The following is an 18078-nucleotide window of genomic DNA, read 5'->3' as shown; positions in this document are numbered from 1 at the left end:
TAACTCCTTATTAAATAATTTCAGCAAACTTGTTCGCATGCTTCATGAAAAACCAATATCCAAAAACAAAAACGAAAATTGGTATAAGATATGGAAGTATAATAATCCAAGAGTGATCCCAAAGTTGCCAAAGTGTTGGATTTGTATTGTTACTAAAAGTCAAGATATAACGTAAATCCTGAATAATTTGAGCCATTGGATTAAGCATGAGAATTTTTGCAACAAATAAATGGTGGGTAGAGATTTGTGTGATTGGGTATATAATTGGCGTTCCATAAAATCCTGCCTGCATTATCACTTCCCAAATGGGTCCTAAATCACGAAAATATACAAATAATGTTGATAAAATAAAAGCTAATCCAGTAGTAAACAGAATCAATTCAATAAGTAAGGGAATAACAAAAATGATATTCCAACTAAAAGAAACACCATTGATAATTGCAAATCCCAAAACAACAATAAGGGAAATAATAAGATTAATCAAAGCATTTATAACTACTGAGAAGATAATGACAGGTTTCGAAAAATTGACCTTTCTTAATAAATCGACTCTACTGACAATGGATAACATTCCAACATTTGTCGCTTCCCCAAAGAAATTCCAAACCGTAATCCCTAATAAAAGCGCTACAGCAAAGTGAGGGGTACTCGCTCCAAATCTCATAAAACGTACAAACACTAAGTACATAATTACAAAGAGTAAAATAGGTTTCAAAACTGACCATAAGTATCCAATAACAGATCCTTGATACCTTAATTTAAAGTCAGTTTTTACAAGCTCTTTGAGTAGAATTTGATTCCTACGGCTGAAGAAATTCATTTATTTTTTTCCTTTATATGCAAATTTTGTGATGATAAGTGTGCGAAAAATCCTTGTATGATAATTTTTGTTTTTACGTAAATTATATCGGTCAAGAATTTGTCGACGCTCTGCTTTTGGTTGCTTTAAAATATTGACATAATCACTGACAAGTGCTCTATCAGCTTCCGACATTAGTGATAAATTTTCTGTCAGCAATTTTTGAGCTTGTTTTTGACTGGCTGTAATGAGCCACCAATATTTTTCAAACCATAAGTTTGGGTGTATCCATTTTTTTATCCGTTTTGAGAGGGTTCTTGCTCCCAAAACATTAGAATCGTGCTGACGATAAAGATGAGTAGGTTGGTCAATATAAACTAACTCGCCGAGTGCAGCTGCTACAATTGCCAAATACCAATCATGCATAATAATATCATTTGTACTTTGCCAAAGTTGTGCAAGCTCATGATTAATCATACTCGCTCCGCCTGTGACCGTATTTTCGGTCAATTCTTGAACAAGTTTTGTATTTGCATGGTCAGACTGACTGCGTATCATGGATTCCGAAGTCACATTAAGGTTTCTGTCAGTAACTTTCAAATCTGTATAATACATAACCGGTTTACTATTATCATGTTTCTTAGTTTCTTCTAGCATTACTGACAGCTTCTCTGGCAACCAATAATCATCTTGGTCAGCAAAAAAATAGAAGTCAGCATTGTTATTATCTGTTACAAGCTCATGAAAGGATTTAATCACCCCAACATTTTCAGCTCGAATTAATTTAATTCTGTTGTCTTTACTGACAAAATCTTCAACAATTTCGCAGGTCCTATCACTTGAACCATCGTCACGAATGATTAAATTCCAGTCAGTATAAGTTTGTTTTTGAATACTCTCAATCTGATCAGCGACGAACTTCTCGCCGTTGTAGGTTGACATTAAAATATTAACTCTCATCTCCGCCTCTGGCCAGGTTCTCCATTTTTCTTAAAGGCTCAGACTCATCAGTAAACTTAGGAGCGAAAAGGTCCTCATATTGAGCACAAATATGCTCCCAAGTATATTTTTCTTCGATAATTGCCTGAGCTTTTTCGTGTAATCTTTGACCTTCATCTGGGGTCAAATCTTCAACTTCTGACAAAGTTGTCAGTAAATTTTCCTTGTCAAAATAAATGACAGAATCACCCGCAGTCGTCCTGTTGAAATTAACTCCTAAAACAACATTGACCGCTGTTGACCACATGGCCTCAAGCAATCCAGGATTTGTCCCCCCAACCTCATGACCATGTAAATAGGCAAAGGCATGTTCACGAATATATCTCAATTCGTTTTGATTATAGACTGTTCCAACAAATTTAATCCGTGAATCCTTGTCGAATTGCGTTTTTTCACGCAATTCTTTGAAGTAAGCATTGCCTTCGTGATTAGTAATAATCACAAGGTCTCGTTTAGTTGAACTTTTCATGAAAGCTCTAATTAGCGTTTCATAATTATTTTCAGGCACAAAACGCCCTACAATCAAATAATAATCATTAACTTTATATTTTACCAGAGTTTCTGATTCTGTCAAATCGGACTTGAACTTTTCTGTTCCATAAGCAATCACTTCTGATTCAACTTGTCCATATTCACCTGTTAAATATTCTTTAATTCCTGCGTTATCTGAAATAATCAAATCAGCATATCGCACCATTTTTTTCTCAGCAAATTTCAAATAAGAACGAATTGGTGCTGCCCATTTAGTTCTTTTCCATTCCAATCCGTCAGGATTGACAAATAATTTTCCACCAAGTTTATGGATTTTATTGGCATAATGACCTATAAATCCGCCTGCTGTATTCCCAAGAATATAAAAAATAGGTTCTTTGATTTCTTCTTTTTTACAATATTTAAGTGCCGCATTAATGGCTAAAATATCATAAGCAATCACACGTGCTGAACCAATTTTGGGTAACTTAATAACAAAACAATCTGCTCCAAGATAGTCAAAATGTTCTCCAGGTAGTGCCATGTCTGAATTCTCACTTTGACAAGCTACATGATATTTTATATTTTTATTATTTTGATGTTTGACGAGTTCTTCAACAAATGTTTCAAACCCTCCATATTTCGCTGGTAAGCCACGGCTACCAATGATAAAAACGTGTTTTTTCATGTTGTTCCTTTTACTCACTAAAATTTATTTAGTGATTATTTCAGCCTCTCAAAATGAGAATTCTGTCAGTACTGACGAGCTTTTGCAGGTCGCTGACAGAATTTTCAATTAGTTTATTTTAATGACAGAGTCATTATTTTTTGTTAATTTCGCCTTTTACGCCATCTTTATTTTCACGCAAATCGCCTTTTTCAAGCATACTTGCTAAAGCTTCTTGCCATGTTGGAATGACAAAACCTGTCGCTTTTGCTTTTTCAAGACTCATTGTTGAATTAAATGGACGTTTTGCTTTTGCCGGGAATTTGCTTGAATCGACAGGTTTAACAAGCACATCTGTGTCTTTCAAGATTTCTTTGGCAAAATCAAACCAAGTCACATCTTCACCCGGCGCAGCATCGTTTGTTAGATGATAAAAACCAAAATCAGCTTTTTCATTAACCAAATAAACCATAAATTCAGCAAGCGTACGTGTCCAAGTTGGTCTGCCGTGTTGATCATTAACAACGGTTAATTCTGGAAAACGTGTCGCCAAGTTTTGCATTGTGAAGACAAAGTTTGGTCCATAAGAACCAAAAACCCAAGCAGTACGGATGATGTAATGTTTTACACCAGAAGCCACAACTGCTTCTTCACCAAGATGTTTGGTCCGTCCATATTCAGATTCAGGAGCTTTTGGTGCATCAACCGGCCACTCTTGGCCAATTGGCAAAGTTCCGCCAAAAACGTAGTCAGTTGAAATATAAACGAGTGTTGCTCCAACACGTGCTGCCGCTTCAGCTACATTTTTAGTTCCATCAACATTGATTTTTTCATCAAGTTCACGACCTTCGTCCTCAGCTTTATCAACAGCTGTATAAGCCGCACAATGATAGACAAGCTCAGGTTTATTTTCATCAAAGAATTTATCAACAGCGACGCCGTCAGTAATATCGAGTTCTTTAGCATCTGTTGCTGTATAAGCCATGCCACGTTCATCAAGTAAATGACGCAACTCTGTTCCGAGTTGTCCATTTCCACCTGTTATTAAAATCATTTGTTCTCCAATCTTTAATTTTTTACTGACAGATTTGTCATTATTACTGTCAGTAACTTTTAGATAATATAATTGGAAATTATTTTATTTATCCAAAACTTTTTGTGTTTCAGCATATTTTGCTTCAACAGCTTCTTTTTCAGCTTTCCACCAGTTTTCGTTTTCACGATACCAGTCGATGGTCGCTTGTAAACCAGATTCAAAGTCAGTATGTTTTGGAGCCCAACCAAGCTCTGTACGTAATTTACTATTATCAATTGCGTAACGAAGGTCATGACCAGCACGGTCAGTTACGCGGTCATAATCGTCTTTATCCTTGCCCATACGAGTCAAAATATCTTCAAGAACTTCTTTGTTATTTTTTTCACCGTCTGCACCGATAAGGTAAGTTTCGCCCATACGACCTTTAGTCAAAATTGTCCAAACACCTGATGAATGGTCTTCTGTATGAATCCAGTCACGAACGTTTTTTCCATCACCGTAAAGTTTTGGTTTGATTCCTGAAAGAATATTAGTAATTTGACGAGGAATAAATTTTTCGATGTGTTGGAATGGTCCGTAGTTATTTGAACAGTTTGAAATTGTTGCTTTAAGCCCAAATGAACGTACCCAAGCACGAACAATCAAATCAGAAGCAGCTTTAGTTGAAGAGTAAGGACTTGATGGATTGTAAGGTGTTTTGTCAGTAAATTTTTCACCTTCACCTTCGCCATGACCTGGCAAATCTTCGCGATAAGGCAAATCACCATAAACTTCATCAGTAGAAACATGGTGGAAACGTAAATCATATTTACGAGCCGCTTGAATCAAAGTATAAGTTCCGATAAAGTTTGTTTGGATAAATTCATCTTGAGATTTCAAAGAATTATCATTATGGCTTTCAGCTGCATAGTGAACAATTGCGTCTGCTTTAGAAGCCACTTGATCAACAATTTCAGGGTCTGCAATGTCACCAACAACAAGTTCGACACGTCCGCTGTCAAATAACATATTAATGTTATTAACATTTCCTGCATAAGTTAATTTATCCAAAACTGTGATATGCACATCTGGATGATTGTTATAAACATAGTGTACAAAGTTTGAGCCAATAAATCCCGCTCCACCTGTCACAACGATATTTTTAAATTCAGTCATGTTTTTTCCTTTTTTGATTGTTTATTAGTAAATCTTGAAAATTAATTCACTCGATATTCTCTGACAAATTTTGCTTTTGGCACAGCTTTTAAATATTTTCCATTGAAGACCAAATAATCGCCAATAGGAACTGTCATTTTGAGTAAACCACCCACATTTTTTACTGACAGCGATTTATCATTCCAAGAAAAGCCTCCGTCAGTAAATGCCTGTTCAGCCCAACTCGGTCTGTCCGTATTTTTTTCAACTTGCCAGTATTCTAAACGTTTTTTTGTTCGTAAATGAATCGCAAACATTAGAGTTTATCAGCCTTTAAAGGTTTTACATCCTTCAATAATGGGTGATTTTTATCAGCTTCAGAAACTTCAGCATTTTCAACATCTTCCCACTCAATTCCCAAAGTTGGGTCAGCATAATTCACAAAAGCGTATTTAGGTTTAAGTTCAAGTGCCCAGTAATCATTAACTAAATAGCTATAAGAAACTGTGTCAGACAAAACTTGGAACCCATTAGCAACACCACGTGGAACAAAAATTCCTTTACTTGCATCAATCACAGTTTGATAAACATGACCGAAATTTTCTCCTTCACGTAAATCAACCCATGCGCCTAAAACACTTCCGCCATCAGCGACAGAAATATACTTATCCCAAGGTTCAGCGTGGAGACCACGCAAAACATTTTTACGAGAAAAACTTACGTTGTTTTGTAATTTTCCTTCTACAAAAAAGCTTTCTGGAAAGCCAAGTGGCATCATTTTTTCTTTTTGGAAATTTTCTTTAAACCATCCACGATTATCACCATAAACTGGAATATCAAATTCTAACATCCCAGGAATTTGGCTGATTTCTCGTGCAGCCAATGTTTTTTCAAAAAAATTATCAGTCATATTTTTTTCTTTCTAATCACTATTTTCAAAGTTTATTCAAGACAATGCTAAACTTCATTCAGTCACTCATCTTTTTTTGCTTTTGCATTGACGTGTGATTTTTGAATGTGTTCGAGCGTTAAGTCATCAGGTACATCTGGATGATGCTTTCGACATAGAACATAAAGCCCATCAGCCGTACGATGAAGTCCAATTCGATGACAACCTGGTGCATGACATTTTAGTCTTCGCCAAACAACAGCAAAGACACCAAAAAGTGGCAAACAGCTGAAAAATCCGCCCCACCACGCTGACCAACCTGCGTCAGTCACACCAGTAAACCATAAAAACCATTCCCAAATATTTTTTAGCATTGATTGTCCTTCTTGTACTTTGACAACTTTACTTTTAATAATGACTTTTTAGTCTTTTCCAATCAAACGAAGCAAGTACTGACCGTATTCATTTTTCTTAAGTGGTTGCGCCAATTTAAGAACATCATCAGCTGTAATATAACCCATACGATAGGCAATTTCTTCCAAGTTGGCCACTTGCATATTTTGCATCCGTTGAACTGTTTCAATATATTGTGCAGCTTCAAGGAGAGATTCATGTGTTCCAGTATCTAACCAAGCAAAACCACGGCCCATTAATTCAACTGACAAATCGCCACGTTCAAGATAAGCTTTATTTACGTCAGTAATTTCAAGCTCACCACGAGGTGATGGTTCAATGTTTTTGGCAATTTCAATAACATCATTATCGTAGAAGTATAAACCAGTTACTGCATAATTTGATTTAGGTTCTTCTGGTTTTTCTTCAATAGAAACAGCATTCATGTTTTTATCAAATTCAACGACACCAAAACGCTCTGGGTCTGGAACATGATAACCAAAAACAGTCGCTCCTTTTTCTTTTGCAGCTGCATTTTGGAGCATTTTAGACATTCCAGGTCCGTGATAAATGTTATCCCCCAAAATAAGCGCAACTGAATCATCACCAATAAATTCTTCACCAATGATAAAGGCTTGAGCCAACCCATCTGGTGATGGTTGTACCGCATATTGTAAATTAATTCCAAACTCAGAACCGTCTTGAAGTAATTCTTTAAAACGTGGAGTATCTGTTGGTGTCGAGATAATCAAAATGTCTTTAATTCCAGCCAGCATCAAAGTTGACAATGGATAATAAATCATTGGTTTGTCATAAATAGGCATCAATTGTTTTGATGCTGCACGTGTCAGTGGATAAAGTCGAGTACCAGACCCTCCTGCTAAAATAATCCCTTTCATCAAAGGACCTCCATAATCATAATTAATCAATATACATTATAACACAAAATGTTTCTCAATACACAACCCTCTGTGGTCATTTTGGGGGTAAAAGGTTGATAAATAGGCATTTCTGACACTATTTTAAAACACTAATGAAAAGAATCTACCTATTATAAATAAAAAATCTCTAAAATTAGAGACTTCTTTTTTTATCTTCTTGGTTGAGCAACCAAAGCTGACTGGATATTAAATTGACGTTTCAAGAGCCAACGAACCCCAAAGGCCACAAGACCAACAATAACTAAAGCAATTGCGGGAAGTTGCAAATTAACTGATGTTGGCAAAAGTCCAGAGAAGATGGTTACCGCAATCCAAAGGAGAACTGATAGAGTGGTTGCTGCAAAACCTTTCCAATTCCAAGTTCTACGACTGTTATCCGCTTTAGGACGGTAAAAGTAACGATACATCATATACATTACCAAACCAGCAACTGCCGCTGACAAGATTGTTGTAATCAAGCCATAAACCGGAGCTTTAGAAGTGATAAGCGCGGTTACTCCATTTAAAAGAGAAATAAATCCTAAAAACAGTAAGCTACTGTCAAGCCACATCAAGACTGGATTTTCATTTTTTTCACTGACAGGTCTGTCAGCAACTTTTGGTTGATATTGAGAAACAAATTCAGTTGGCGCTCCCAATAATTTACGAGCAATAATTCCTGATTTTTGACCTTCAATAATTTGCGGAAGAATGTCATTCAAGATTTCTTTAACTTCTTCATCTGATTTTCCAACTAAAATCAGTTGTTTCGTTACCGAATGAATGTATTCTTTATTTTTAGCAGTAAGTTCTTCGATTAAATTTTCCATAATCTCATTTTATCAGAAAGCGTGAAAAAAAACAGCCAAAAATGGTCAAAAGCTTGATTTTTTTATTTGAAAAATGTTATAATCAACAAGTATGTTGTTTTTAAGCACATAAAAATCTAATGGGAGGTAAATATCATGTCTAAAGAATGTTATTTTACTGGTCGTAAGACTGTTTCAAGTAACAACCGTTCACACGCGATGAATCAAACTAAACGTGTAGTTAAACCAAATCTTCAAAAAGTTACAATTCTTGAAAACGGTGAACTCAAAACTGTATGGGCTTCAGCTAAAGCTTTGAAGAAATTGCCAGCAGGCGTAGAACGCGTATAATTTTTGTTTTTTGCAAAACACAAAAATCCCTGTCATCCGACGGGTTTTTTTATTTACTCACAGCTCTGTGTGCCTTGATAAATAACAAATTTCAAAAAGGAATTCATAATAGCTGTTTTATTTTATAAAAGTATGATAAAATGAGTGATGATATTTAAATAATATGGAGGAAAGTGCCGTTTGTCAGTCAATTTTTCTTTATTTACAAAAATTTGTAAATTATTGACGACGGTACAGCTATGAAAATGAGTGTTACTATCAACAACCAACATGGAAATGTCGATATTGCTACCGAAGTCATTGCAACGGTTGTGGGTGCATCTACAACTGAAATTTTCGGCGTAGTCGGCATGACCAGTAAATCTGCTGTTAAAGATAATGTCCGCAGTGTTTTGCGTCAAGAAAACTATTCTAAAGGAGTTGTCGTTACAACTGCTGATAACGAAACTTCTATTGATGTTTATGTTGTCATTTCTTATGGTGTAAAAATTAGCGAAGTTGCAAAAAATATTCAAGAACGTGTTCGTTTCAATCTCGAAAATCAACTTGGCATCACAGCCAGTAGCGTAAACGTATATGTACAAAATGTGAAGGTGGTTGAAGATTAGTGTCAAATATTAATGCAAGTAAATTTCAAGAAATGGTTCAAGCAGCGGCAAGCCGTTTGAACGAACAAGCCGAATATGTTAACTCGCTTAATGTTTTCCCTGTTCCCGATGGAGATACAGGAACAAACATGGGCATGACCATTACAAATGGGGCAAAAGATGTTGCTTCTAAACCAGCTGATACTGTTGGTCAAGTGGCTCAAATTCTTTCAAAAGGTCTTCTTATGGGGGCTCGTGGAAATTCTGGTGTTATTTTAAGCCAACTTTTCCGTGGTTTCGCTCAGTATGTTAAAGATTACGAAGAAATTGATGGAATTCATCTTGCAGCTGCGCTTCAAAATGGGGTCGAAGTAGCCTATAAGGCCGTTATGAAACCTGTTGAGGGAACAATTTTAACTGTTTCTCGTGGTGCTGCTGAGTTAGCAAAACGCAAAACTGATGAAACTGACGATGCTGTTGAAATTATGGAAGCAGCACTTGAAGGGGCTAAAAAAGCACTTGCCATGACTCCTGATATGCTCCCCGTTCTTAAAGAAGTTGGAGTTGTTGACTCTGGTGGTCAAGGTTTGGTTTATATCTATGAAGGCTTTTTAATGGCGCTTAATGGTGAATTCGTACCAGAAACACCTGTTGCCGAACTTGGCGCAATGGACCGTATGGTTAATGTTGAACACGAAAGTGTTGCCAATGCTTCAACAGCGGACATCAAATTTGGTTATTGTACAGAAATCATGGTTGAACTTGGTAAAGGTCCAACTTCTCGTGAAAGCTACGACCACGATAACTTCCAAGCTTATCTTGCAGGAATTGGGAATTCACTTCTTGTTGTTGACGATGAGGAAGTCGTTAAAGTTCACGTTCATACAGAAGATCCTGGTTTAGTTATGCAAGAAGGACTTAAATATGGTCGTCTTGTAAAAGTTAAAGTTGACAATATGCGTCTCCAAAATGAAGGCGTGGCTGAAAAAGAAGCAAAATCAACAAATGTTTCAACTTCTACTTCTAAAAAAGACTGGGGCTTAATTGCTATTGCTGCTGGTGAAGGCTTAGCTGATATTTTCCGTGAAATGGGTGTTAATCATGTTGTTTCTGGTGGTCAAACAATGAATCCTTCGACAGAAGATATCTTGACTGCCATTGAAGCTGTTAATGCAGAAAAAGTAATTATCTTACCTAATAACAAGAATATCTTCATGGCCGCAAAATCTGCTGCTGAAGTTGCTGAAATTCCTGTTGAAGTGATTGAATCTGCCACTATTCCTCAAGGATTTACAGCACTCTTGAGCTTTGACCCTACACGTTCAATTGAAGAAAATAAAGCCGCTATGACTGAGGCGCTTCTTGATGTTAAATCTGGTTCAGTAACAACAGCCATTCGTGATACAAATGTCGATGGTATCGAAATTCATAAAAAAGATACACTTGGAATGTTGAATAACAAAATTGTTGTTTCAACACGAAAAATGAATGATGCAATTTTTGCTGTCTTTGACCAAATGATTGATGAAGATAGTGAGATTGTAGCGATTTATATTGGTGAAGAAGGTAAAAAAGCCAACGCTGACAGAATTGCTAAAGAACTTGAGAAAAAATATCCTGAGATTGAAGTTGAGATCCACGAAGGAAAACAACCGGTTTATCCATATCTCTTCTCAGTTGAGTAAAATATAGAAATAAAAAAATTCTGATGTTTAATATCAGAATTTTTCTTTTGCTTTATAAAAAGTTACTGACAGACCCATTTTTCATCCATTTAAATTTCTGTCAGTAACTTTTTTATTGAGTGTATAGAATTATGAAAAGTATTTTATGTATTCTCCATAACCTTCTACTTCCAATTGGTCAAAAGGAACGAAACGCAAAGCGGCTGAATTAATACAGTAACGTAAGCCTCCCTTATCTAAAGGGCCGTCAGCAAAAACATGACCCAAATGACTGTCAGCATTACTAGAGCGAACTTCTGTACGTTCCATAAATAGAGATTTATCTCGTTTTTCTTTGACAACTCCTTTATCAATCGGTTGTGTAAAGGCTGGCCAACCACAGCCTGATTGATATTTATCTAAACTTGTAAATAGCGGTTCACCACTCACAACATCAACATACAATCCTTTTTCAAAGAAATCATCAAACTCATTAGTGAAAGGGGCCTCTGTCCCATTTTCTTGGGTAACTCGATAAGCAAGCGGGCTTAATTTCTTTTTAAGTTCATCTTTTTCCATTAGCAATTTTCCTTTCTTATATGTGACTATTGACTGTCAACCTTTTTGACATTAGTGTAAACTTGGTTGACAAAGTGCTTGGCACCTTTACATCAGGCAGCCAACTAGCACTTTTTTCAAAAACAAGTACTCTTCTGATATGATTCATCCTATCAAAAATCGTTACTGATTTCCATTGAAAGTACTTAAAGATTTTAGGATCTCCATTTCTTAAATTTTAAAAGTTACTGTTATTTTTCAGAAAATTCTTGTATCGTACTTTAAATTTTGATATAATCATAAATGTAAAACTTACTTGACATTTTCTGTAATCATTTGATTTCGGGAGGTAAAATGAAAACTCTTAACAACACCCATATTGGGCAAATTTATTATATTCATAAAATTATCGGGAAAAACCAAGCTAAACTCCGTGATTTAGGCATGATTTCCGATAAAAAAATAACACTAATTTCTACTGACGGTGAGAATGCAATTGTCAAAATCGATGAAACTCGTCTTGCTTTAAGTTCTGAATTTTTGGAACAAATTTTTGTAAAAGAAGAACGTTCTAGCGAGGATATCATTGGTTTAGCTCACTTGCAAGTTGGCCAAACTGGTGTCGTTCGCATGATTGACGCAACATCTGATATCAGACGCCGCTTGATGGACATGGGCATTACGCGAGGAACAAGTGTTCATCTGCAAAAATTAGCCCCTCTTGGCGACCCTCTTGAACTTAGGCTTCGAGGCTATTCTCTCTCTTTAAGAAAGACCGATGCTGAAAAAATTAAAGTCGTCCTTGAACGATAGCAAACAAAATTGTTGACCTATTTTTATCGTTATTTTTGTAAAGAAATTGTCCCAGAACACTTAACAAAGCCTAACGAATTTTAAGAAGAAATGATGATAATATGAAAATAATTGCACTACTCGGAAACCCCAATAGTGGAAAAACGAGTATTTTCAATCAACTAACCGGTTCAAATCAGCAAGTTGGTAATTGGCCAGGGGTTACTGTTGAAAAGAAATCTGGATTTTATCGGAAAGATAAAAGTATATGTCTCCAAGATCTACCTGGTCTTTACTCTCTTTCTCCATATTCACTTGATGAACAAGTTGCCAGAGATTTCTTGACAAAAACACCGCCTGACGCCCTCGTTAATATTGTGGATTCAACGAATTTAGAGCGTTCGCTTTATTTGACTTTACAGTTGATGGAACTTGGAATCCCTATGGTTTTGGCACTTAATATGAGTGACCTTTTGGCTAGTCAAGGGAAAAAAATTGATATTGAAAAACTTTCTTATAGCCTTGGAATTCCCGTTGTTACCACCTCGGCCATCAAAAATAAAGGTTTAGATGAGGTTATTAAAGCAGCACTTAAAAGTCATGAAAGCCAGCCTTTAGATTATGATCATCGACTTGAAGGGGCTCTCTCAGAAATTGGTAAAGTAACTGGTTTTATCAATCGCTTTGATCAAATAAAAGCTTTTGAAGGCGACCAGCTTTTAATCACTTCATTGTCAGAAAAACAACTGACGGAAGTTGATGAAATTGTTTCTATCACCGAAAAATTAATGGCAGATGACCGTGAATCGATTATCGTTAATGAACGTTATGATTTAATTGGTCATATTGTTCAACTTTGCGTTACTCAGGCTGAAACTGGTAAAATTAATCTGACAGATCGAATTGATCAGGTGATCACCCATAAGTGGTTGGGACTTCCTATTTTTGTTTTTATCATGTGGTTGGTTTATTTTATTTCTATTCAAACTGTTGGAACAGCAGCGACCGATTGGCTCAATGATGTCTTCTTTGGTCAATGGCTTCCTGATTTAATTGCCAATGGAATGAATGCTTTAGCTGTTACCCCTTGGGTTCAAGACTTAGTTTTAAACGGTGTCGTTGCTGGAATCGGAGCAATTTTAGGTTTTGTTCCACAGATTTTTGTGCTCTTTTTACTTTTAGGAATTCTGGAAGATTCTGGATATATGGCTCGGGTAGCCTTTGTCATGGACCGAATTTTTAGACGCTTTGGCCTTTCTGGTAAGTCTTTTATTCCTATGCTCATTGCTTCTGGCTGTGGCGTACCTGGAATTATGGCGACGAGAACAATTGAGCAAGAACGTGATCGAAAAATTACGATTATGGTCACAACTTTTATGCCTTGTTCTGCCAAACTCCCTATTATCGCATTAGTTTCTGGCGCTTTTTTCCCTCACGCTTCTTGGGTTGCTCCTAGTGCTTACTTTTTGGGAATGTCAATGATTATTCTCTCCGGTATTATTTTGAAAAAAACACGGATGTTTTCTGGCGATACTTCAGCTTTCATCATGGAACTTCCTGCCTATCATTTACCTTATGCGATGACTGTTTTAAAATATGCTTTCGACCGTGCGTTTTCTTTCGTCAAGCGGGCTGGTACTATTATTTTCGCTATGAATGTTCTAATTTGGTTCACTTCAAACTATAATTGGACCTTGGCACATGTTGATGCGAGTCAATCTATACTTGCTGATGTTGGTAAAGTTGTTGCTGTTATCTTTGCTCCTCTTGGTTTTGGGGAGTGGCGTGCAACAGTTGCTACAATTACTGGATTAATTGCCAAAGAAACGATCGTCGGAACAATGGGTGTCCTTTTTGCTCATAATTCTTCTGACAGTCACCAACTCTGGTCTGCTGTCCAAGCCACTTATACTCCTCTTTCCGCTTATTCTCTCCTTGTTTTTAATCTGCTTTGCGCGCCATGTGTTGCTGCAATCTCAACAATTTATAAGGAAATGGGCGATGTTCGTTGGACTTTACGAGCGGTTGGTTTTCAAACTTTAGTTGCTTATAGCATGAGTTTCATTATTTATCAATTGGGTAGTTTGTTTAGCTCACAAAACTTTGATGTTTTTAGTTTATTAGCATTAATTGTACTGTCGGTTGGTTTATATTTCATTTTCAGAAAAGAGAAAGGTCTTACTTATGAACTTAGCTAGTATTGTCATTTTGGCTGTCATCCTCATTATTACTGGATTTGCCATTTTTAAAACTGTTCGTAGCAAGGGGGCTTGCGAAGACTGCAATGTTAACACTTGCCCAGTCAAGGGAGCGGCGACACTATCCGTTTCAACTGAATCTCATTCAACTAAGAAAACAGATGTTAAACATGATTGTTGTAATTAAAAAAGTTACTGACAGACTTATTATGGTTAAATTTACCACTATAATAAGTCTGTCAGTATTTTTTAACTTTATTTTGTCAGTATTTTATGCTTAAGAATATTGGTCCGTTTCATTTCTTACTCTGCGTTTATAGTTGACAAGTTGAAAATTTAAAATTATAATCAAAACATAAATGACATATGATGCAAAATCTGTCAAAGTTTTTTTCACAAGGGCTTACTGACAACTATTTTGAACTCAAGAAAGGTCTTCTATGAAAAAATACATCAGCGTCTTTAGTGTTTTCCTGGTCTGGCTTGCCTACCTTCTAGCACTCAATCCTATTCTCAAGTCTCTTGGTCTTATCAATTGGTTACGCAGCTTTGGACATTTTTCTTCACTAATATCTATTGTAGTTCAAGAAATTCCAATTATCATTATCTTACTGCTACTCAATCATTTTTTCTGGCATCAAAAATTGCTATTTAAAGAATACAATTGGAAAAAAGCTTTAGGAATGCTGACACTTCCTTTAGTGATGTTCATCGCCGGCCTAGTCATCGCAATAAGTAAACATGCCCCCGCTTCATATATTTTTCTGGCAATTGGGGCCACTTTATTAATTGGTTTTGCTGAAGAACTCTCTTTTCGAGGTTTGATTTTTGGCATCTTAATTAAAAATTCTAAGGATAAGATTATTGTCCCTTTATTTATTTCGAGTATTTTATTTGGACTCATTCATTTATTTAATTTACGTCATCAACCACTGGAAAATACTATTATTCAAGTCCTCGGTGTCATGGCTTTTGGTCTATTAGCCGCTGTGGTTTATATGAAAACAAGCAATCTTATTTTTGCAATTGTAGTACACGGTATGAATGATTTCATGGCAATCATGGCCAGTTCAGGTAGTTTATCTTCACAACAAACCAACCCTCTGACAATTCTCTACGAATGGTTTATTTTTGGTACACTTGCTTTTGCATTATTTTACACGGGTTGGACTCAAAGAGAAAAATTCATTGCCGCTATTCAAGAACGTAGTCCACAACTTACAGTTCGTAAGTTACCTTCTCTTGCTCAAAGTTCAATTTTTCGTAGAGTTTTCGCCCTAGCTTCAATGATTTATGGCATTTTGATTTTACCGATGATTCTCCTTTTTTCAAAAATATCGACTAGTGCTGGCAGTCGAGCAGAAATTGCAAATAAAGCATTGCCTATTTATCTTTTATTTCTTCTAGGAATCGCCTTATATGTCTTTTTAATTGTTTTCTTTGATTTCCACTTAGGAAATCTTTGCTGGTTATTACTTCCTTATATCGGTGGGCCAGTCTTTGCTTTAATCGCTCTGGTCAATGGTGCAAGACCACTAACTGAAAAAACAAATCAATCTAAAACTATTAATAATAAAACTCCAAATTAATTCATTTGGAGTTTTTTTTTAAAATTTAATTAAACTAACAAAGAATAGCAGGACTTGTACAAGTTGAAAAACCATTAAGATTTTAACCGAGGAAATAAATGTTTCTTTTTTTACTTGTTTTTGCAAATATGGTCGAGCAAATTTTATCATCAATGGTGCAATTAACAGAATCAAAAGCATAATTGGAGAAAGTAATCCTAAAATTACTGCGACAACAATAGCAATAAAAGCCAAAATTAAAGCTGTACTCCACCAAATAAGTGCTGCCTTTTTCCCAATATAATGCACGATTGTGTAGCGGTGATTGGCTTCATCTTCTTCTAAATCGCAGGTGTTATTGGCTAACATCAGATTTGCAATCAATAATGTATTAGGTAAAGCAATCAAGAAAGTTGTTGCCAGATTCCCAAATGACCAAACAAAATTCTGAGAACTATTGATATAAAGGCAAATCAGAAAAATGACATAACCCATTGTCAAACCTGATAAAAGCTCCCCAAGTGGAAGTGATGAGAGCGGTTTTGGCCCTCCAGCATAGAAAACTCCAACAGCATAACAGAGTAATCCTAACCAAAAGACTGCCCAACCAGTCATTAAAGCAACAATAATTCCTAAGATCAGACTACCAAAAAAGAAAAAGGCCAATAAACTTTTGATGAGTCCCATTGATAAATTCTCACGTCCGATAATATTTGTATTTTTTTGATAATCATCAGTATCTACTGCTTTATGATAATCATTATAGTTGTCCCAAATATCAACAAAACAGTTGAACATAAACATTGCCACAAAATAGATGGCAAGTGCTGACAAATTGACTGACTGATAATGATAAAGCGAGTAAGCAAGCCCTAGTAAAAATGGAAAAATTGAAGCAGTTTTAGCTTTCAATTCGATTAGTTCAGCAAATATTTTAAAATTCATTATTTCCTCTTTTTATTTATCAATTCGTCTATAAAAACTATTTCTTATTTTATCACATTTTAAATCAAAACTTTTAAAATCAAACTAGAGAAATGCTAGATTTAAAAGCTTTATCTTAAAAGTTACTGACAGAAAATTTTAGATAAAAAATCTACTGACAGAAAAATTTCCTACTAGCTGTCAGTAAAATTTTCTATGAAAAAGCCTGTCAGTGACAGGTTTTCAATAATTTCTTTCCAATAAAATTTGTGTTGCTTCTTCTAAAATTTGCCGATTTGATGACTCTGGTAATTTCCGAATTTCATTCAAAGCCAGTTCTGTTAATCTTCCGGCGACAAGGAGTGCTCCTGCTATCCCACCTGATTCTGTCACTAATTCTGCTAAATCTAAACACTCTTGTCTTGACAAATTTTCTGGCGTTTCTAAATAAGGGCCAATCGCTTCATCATTTACTTCACGAGCTAAGAGTAAAGGTAATGTATAAATTCCTTGACGAAAATCTGTCAAAATGGGTTTATCAGCTTCATCAAGTCCTACTGTAAAATTTAAAATGTCATCATAAACTTGAAAAGCAAGACCAATTGCTCGACCAATCTTACGGGCAGAACGTTGTAATTTTTTATCCCCACCAGCAAAATAAACACCTTCTAAACAGCTAAGGCTCAGCAATTCAGCTGTTTTTCCACTAATTGCTTTCATATAGCGTCTCGCTGTATTATTTTTGTCAAAAGCAGATTGCATTTGAGTCAATTCACCCTGAAGAATTTTTTTCATTGATTGAGCATTTTTAGCGACAAAACTTGTCCCATTCATAGTTTCAATCAATAATTCAAAATAAACGGTATAAACAAAATCTCCAGCATAAACAGCTACATCTTTGCCAAATTGTGACTCTATTGATGGTAAACCACGTCTTAAAGGGGAGTCGTCGATAATATCATCGTGAATCAACGTTGCTGAATGAAGCATCTCTAATGATGCAGCGATTTTGATGAGCTTTTCTTCGTCTTTAGAGCCATTAGGGACAATCCCAGCGAACAGCAAAAAAAGCGCAGGACGAACCATTTTCCCGCCACGTGATGCAAATTTCTCTAGTGCTGCTTCTATCTCTTGATTATTAATTTTTAAACGCTCAATCATGAGCGCTTGAACATCCTTTAATTTATTCTGAATTTCGGGATAATCCTGCCAAAATGTGAGCAATGTTTTTTCTCTTTCCTCTCGATAATTCATTCATTTCTTTTGATAATGACTTATCAAATATCTTACTCCATTTTAGCAAAATAGACCCAATGTTG

At 35.8% G+C, this 18078-nt stretch carries 20 protein-coding genes; 7 read left to right on the top strand and 13 right to left on the bottom strand.

Annotated features, from left to right (window positions below; all coding sequences use genetic code 11):
- Window positions 1-10: 10 nt before the first annotated feature.
- The 10 genes from QJV49_RS08335 to QJV49_RS08290 all read right to left on the bottom strand — a co-directional run bounded on the left by QJV49_RS08335 (window position 11) and on the right by QJV49_RS08290 (window position 8138).
- Window positions 11-820 carry an ABC transporter permease gene (locus QJV49_RS08335; RefSeq protein WP_031559109.1) on the bottom strand — a complete coding sequence of 270 codons (810 nt, stop codon included), beginning with the start codon at window positions 818-820 and terminating at the stop codon, window positions 11-13.
- Window positions 821-1759 carry a glycosyltransferase family 2 protein gene (locus QJV49_RS08330; protein ID WP_225512860.1) on the bottom strand — a complete coding sequence of 313 codons (939 nt, stop codon included), beginning with the start codon at window positions 1757-1759 and terminating at the stop codon, window positions 821-823. It abuts the gene before it with no gap.
- Window positions 1749-2957, bottom strand: a complete 1209-nt coding sequence (gene cps2T / locus QJV49_RS08325) for a beta 1-4 rhamnosyltransferase Cps2T (RefSeq protein WP_225512859.1) — start codon at window positions 2955-2957, stop codon at window positions 1749-1751. The genes QJV49_RS08330 and cps2T overlap by 11 nt, the downstream gene beginning before the upstream one ends.
- Before the next feature lie 133 nt (window positions 2958-3090).
- Entirely contained in the window at window positions 3091-3990 is a 900-nt protein-coding gene (gene rfbD / locus QJV49_RS08320; protein ID WP_058217796.1) for a dTDP-4-dehydrorhamnose reductase, read from the bottom strand.
- An 84-nt stretch (window positions 3991-4074) separates the two neighbouring features.
- Window positions 4075-5127 carry a dTDP-glucose 4,6-dehydratase gene (gene rfbB / locus QJV49_RS08315; protein WP_023190041.1) on the bottom strand — a complete coding sequence of 351 codons (1053 nt, stop codon included), beginning with the start codon at window positions 5125-5127 and terminating at the stop codon, window positions 4075-4077.
- Window positions 5128-5168: 41 nt separating this feature from the next.
- Window positions 5169-5423: a hypothetical protein gene (locus QJV49_RS08310; protein WP_225512858.1), complete on the bottom strand. Its 255-nt coding sequence runs from the start codon at window positions 5421-5423 to the stop codon at window positions 5169-5171.
- Entirely contained in the window at window positions 5423-6016 is a 594-nt protein-coding gene (locus QJV49_RS08305) for a dTDP-4-dehydrorhamnose 3,5-epimerase family protein (protein WP_225512857.1), read from the bottom strand. The genes QJV49_RS08310 and QJV49_RS08305 overlap by 1 nt, the downstream gene beginning before the upstream one ends.
- Window positions 6017-6078: 62 nt before the next feature.
- Window positions 6079-6369 (bottom strand): hypothetical protein, encoded by a 291-nt coding sequence (locus tag QJV49_RS08300; protein WP_225512856.1) that lies wholly within the window; start codon window positions 6367-6369, stop codon window positions 6079-6081.
- A 48-nt stretch (window positions 6370-6417) separates the two neighbouring features.
- Window positions 6418-7287 carry a glucose-1-phosphate thymidylyltransferase RfbA gene (gene rfbA, locus QJV49_RS08295; RefSeq protein ID WP_095348309.1) on the bottom strand — a complete coding sequence of 290 codons (870 nt, stop codon included), beginning with the start codon at window positions 7285-7287 and terminating at the stop codon, window positions 6418-6420.
- Window positions 7288-7478: 191 nt separating this feature from the next.
- Window positions 7479-8138, bottom strand: coding sequence for a DUF1129 domain-containing protein (locus tag QJV49_RS08290; protein WP_095348308.1), 660 nt, complete (start codon window positions 8136-8138; stop codon window positions 7479-7481).
- 135 nt (window positions 8139-8273) lie between these two features.
- Here QJV49_RS08290 and rpmB point away from each other — a divergent pair, with 135 nt between their 5' ends.
- The 3 genes from rpmB to QJV49_RS08275 all read left to right on the top strand — a co-directional run bounded on the left by rpmB (window position 8274) and on the right by QJV49_RS08275 (window position 10740).
- Window positions 8274-8468, top strand: a complete 195-nt coding sequence (gene rpmB / locus QJV49_RS08285; RefSeq protein ID WP_003129776.1) for a 50S ribosomal protein L28 — start codon at window positions 8274-8276, stop codon at window positions 8466-8468.
- 245 nt (window positions 8469-8713) lie between these two features.
- A complete protein-coding gene (locus QJV49_RS08280) occupies window positions 8714-9076 on the top strand; it encodes an Asp23/Gls24 family envelope stress response protein (RefSeq protein WP_025016601.1) in 363 nt (120 codons plus the stop codon).
- Window positions 9076-10740 carry a DAK2 domain-containing protein gene (locus QJV49_RS08275; RefSeq protein ID WP_225512855.1) on the top strand — a complete coding sequence of 555 codons (1665 nt, stop codon included), beginning with the start codon at window positions 9076-9078 and terminating at the stop codon, window positions 10738-10740. Before QJV49_RS08280 ends, QJV49_RS08275 begins: the two co-directional genes overlap by 1 nt.
- Before the next feature lie 129 nt (window positions 10741-10869).
- Here QJV49_RS08275 and msrB read toward each other — a convergent pair whose 3' ends face one another.
- Complete coding sequence (gene msrB, locus QJV49_RS08270) at window positions 10870-11298, bottom strand: peptide-methionine (R)-S-oxide reductase MsrB (RefSeq protein WP_225512854.1); 429 nt, start codon at window positions 11296-11298, stop codon at window positions 10870-10872.
- Between the two features lie 333 nt (window positions 11299-11631).
- Here msrB and QJV49_RS08265 point away from each other — a divergent pair, with 333 nt between their 5' ends.
- The 4 genes from QJV49_RS08265 (at window position 11632) to QJV49_RS08250 (ending at window position 15856) form a co-directional block, all read left to right on the top strand.
- Window positions 11632-12090 carry a ferrous iron transport protein A gene (locus QJV49_RS08265; RefSeq protein ID WP_003129762.1) on the top strand — a complete coding sequence of 153 codons (459 nt, stop codon included), beginning with the start codon at window positions 11632-11634 and terminating at the stop codon, window positions 12088-12090.
- A 101-nt stretch (window positions 12091-12191) separates the two neighbouring features.
- Complete coding sequence (gene feoB / locus QJV49_RS08260) at window positions 12192-14267, top strand: ferrous iron transport protein B (protein WP_225512853.1); 2076 nt, start codon at window positions 12192-12194, stop codon at window positions 14265-14267.
- The gene (locus QJV49_RS08255) at window positions 14254-14454 is read left to right on the top strand and encodes a hypothetical protein (protein ID WP_225512852.1); all 201 of its coding nucleotides are present in this window, start codon (window positions 14254-14256) and stop codon (window positions 14452-14454) included. Before feoB ends, QJV49_RS08255 begins: the two co-directional genes overlap by 14 nt.
- Window positions 14455-14707: 253 nt before the next feature.
- A complete protein-coding gene (locus QJV49_RS08250) occupies window positions 14708-15856 on the top strand; it encodes a CPBP family intramembrane glutamic endopeptidase (RefSeq protein WP_225512851.1) in 1149 nt (382 codons plus the stop codon).
- An 18-nt stretch (window positions 15857-15874) separates the two neighbouring features.
- Here the strand turns inward: QJV49_RS08250 and QJV49_RS08245 are convergent, their stop codons facing one another.
- Together QJV49_RS08245 and QJV49_RS08240 are read right to left on the bottom strand one after the other, a co-directional pair.
- Entirely contained in the window at window positions 15875-16780 is a 906-nt protein-coding gene (locus QJV49_RS08245) for a prenyltransferase (protein WP_225512850.1), read from the bottom strand.
- A 222-nt stretch (window positions 16781-17002) separates the two neighbouring features.
- Window positions 17003-17983: a polyprenyl synthetase family protein gene (locus tag QJV49_RS08240; protein WP_225512873.1), complete on the bottom strand. Its 981-nt coding sequence runs from the start codon at window positions 17981-17983 to the stop codon at window positions 17003-17005.
- Between the last annotated feature and the right edge of the window lie 95 nt (window positions 17984-18078).

This window comes from Lactococcus sp. NH2-7C (assembly GCF_029953655.1).
In the GTDB taxonomy this organism is placed as follows: Bacteria; Bacillota; Bacilli; order Lactobacillales; family Streptococcaceae; genus Lactococcus; species Lactococcus lactis.
The sequence above is the reverse complement of the archived record's forward strand: the minus strand, read 5'-3'. Positions and strand labels throughout refer to the sequence as shown.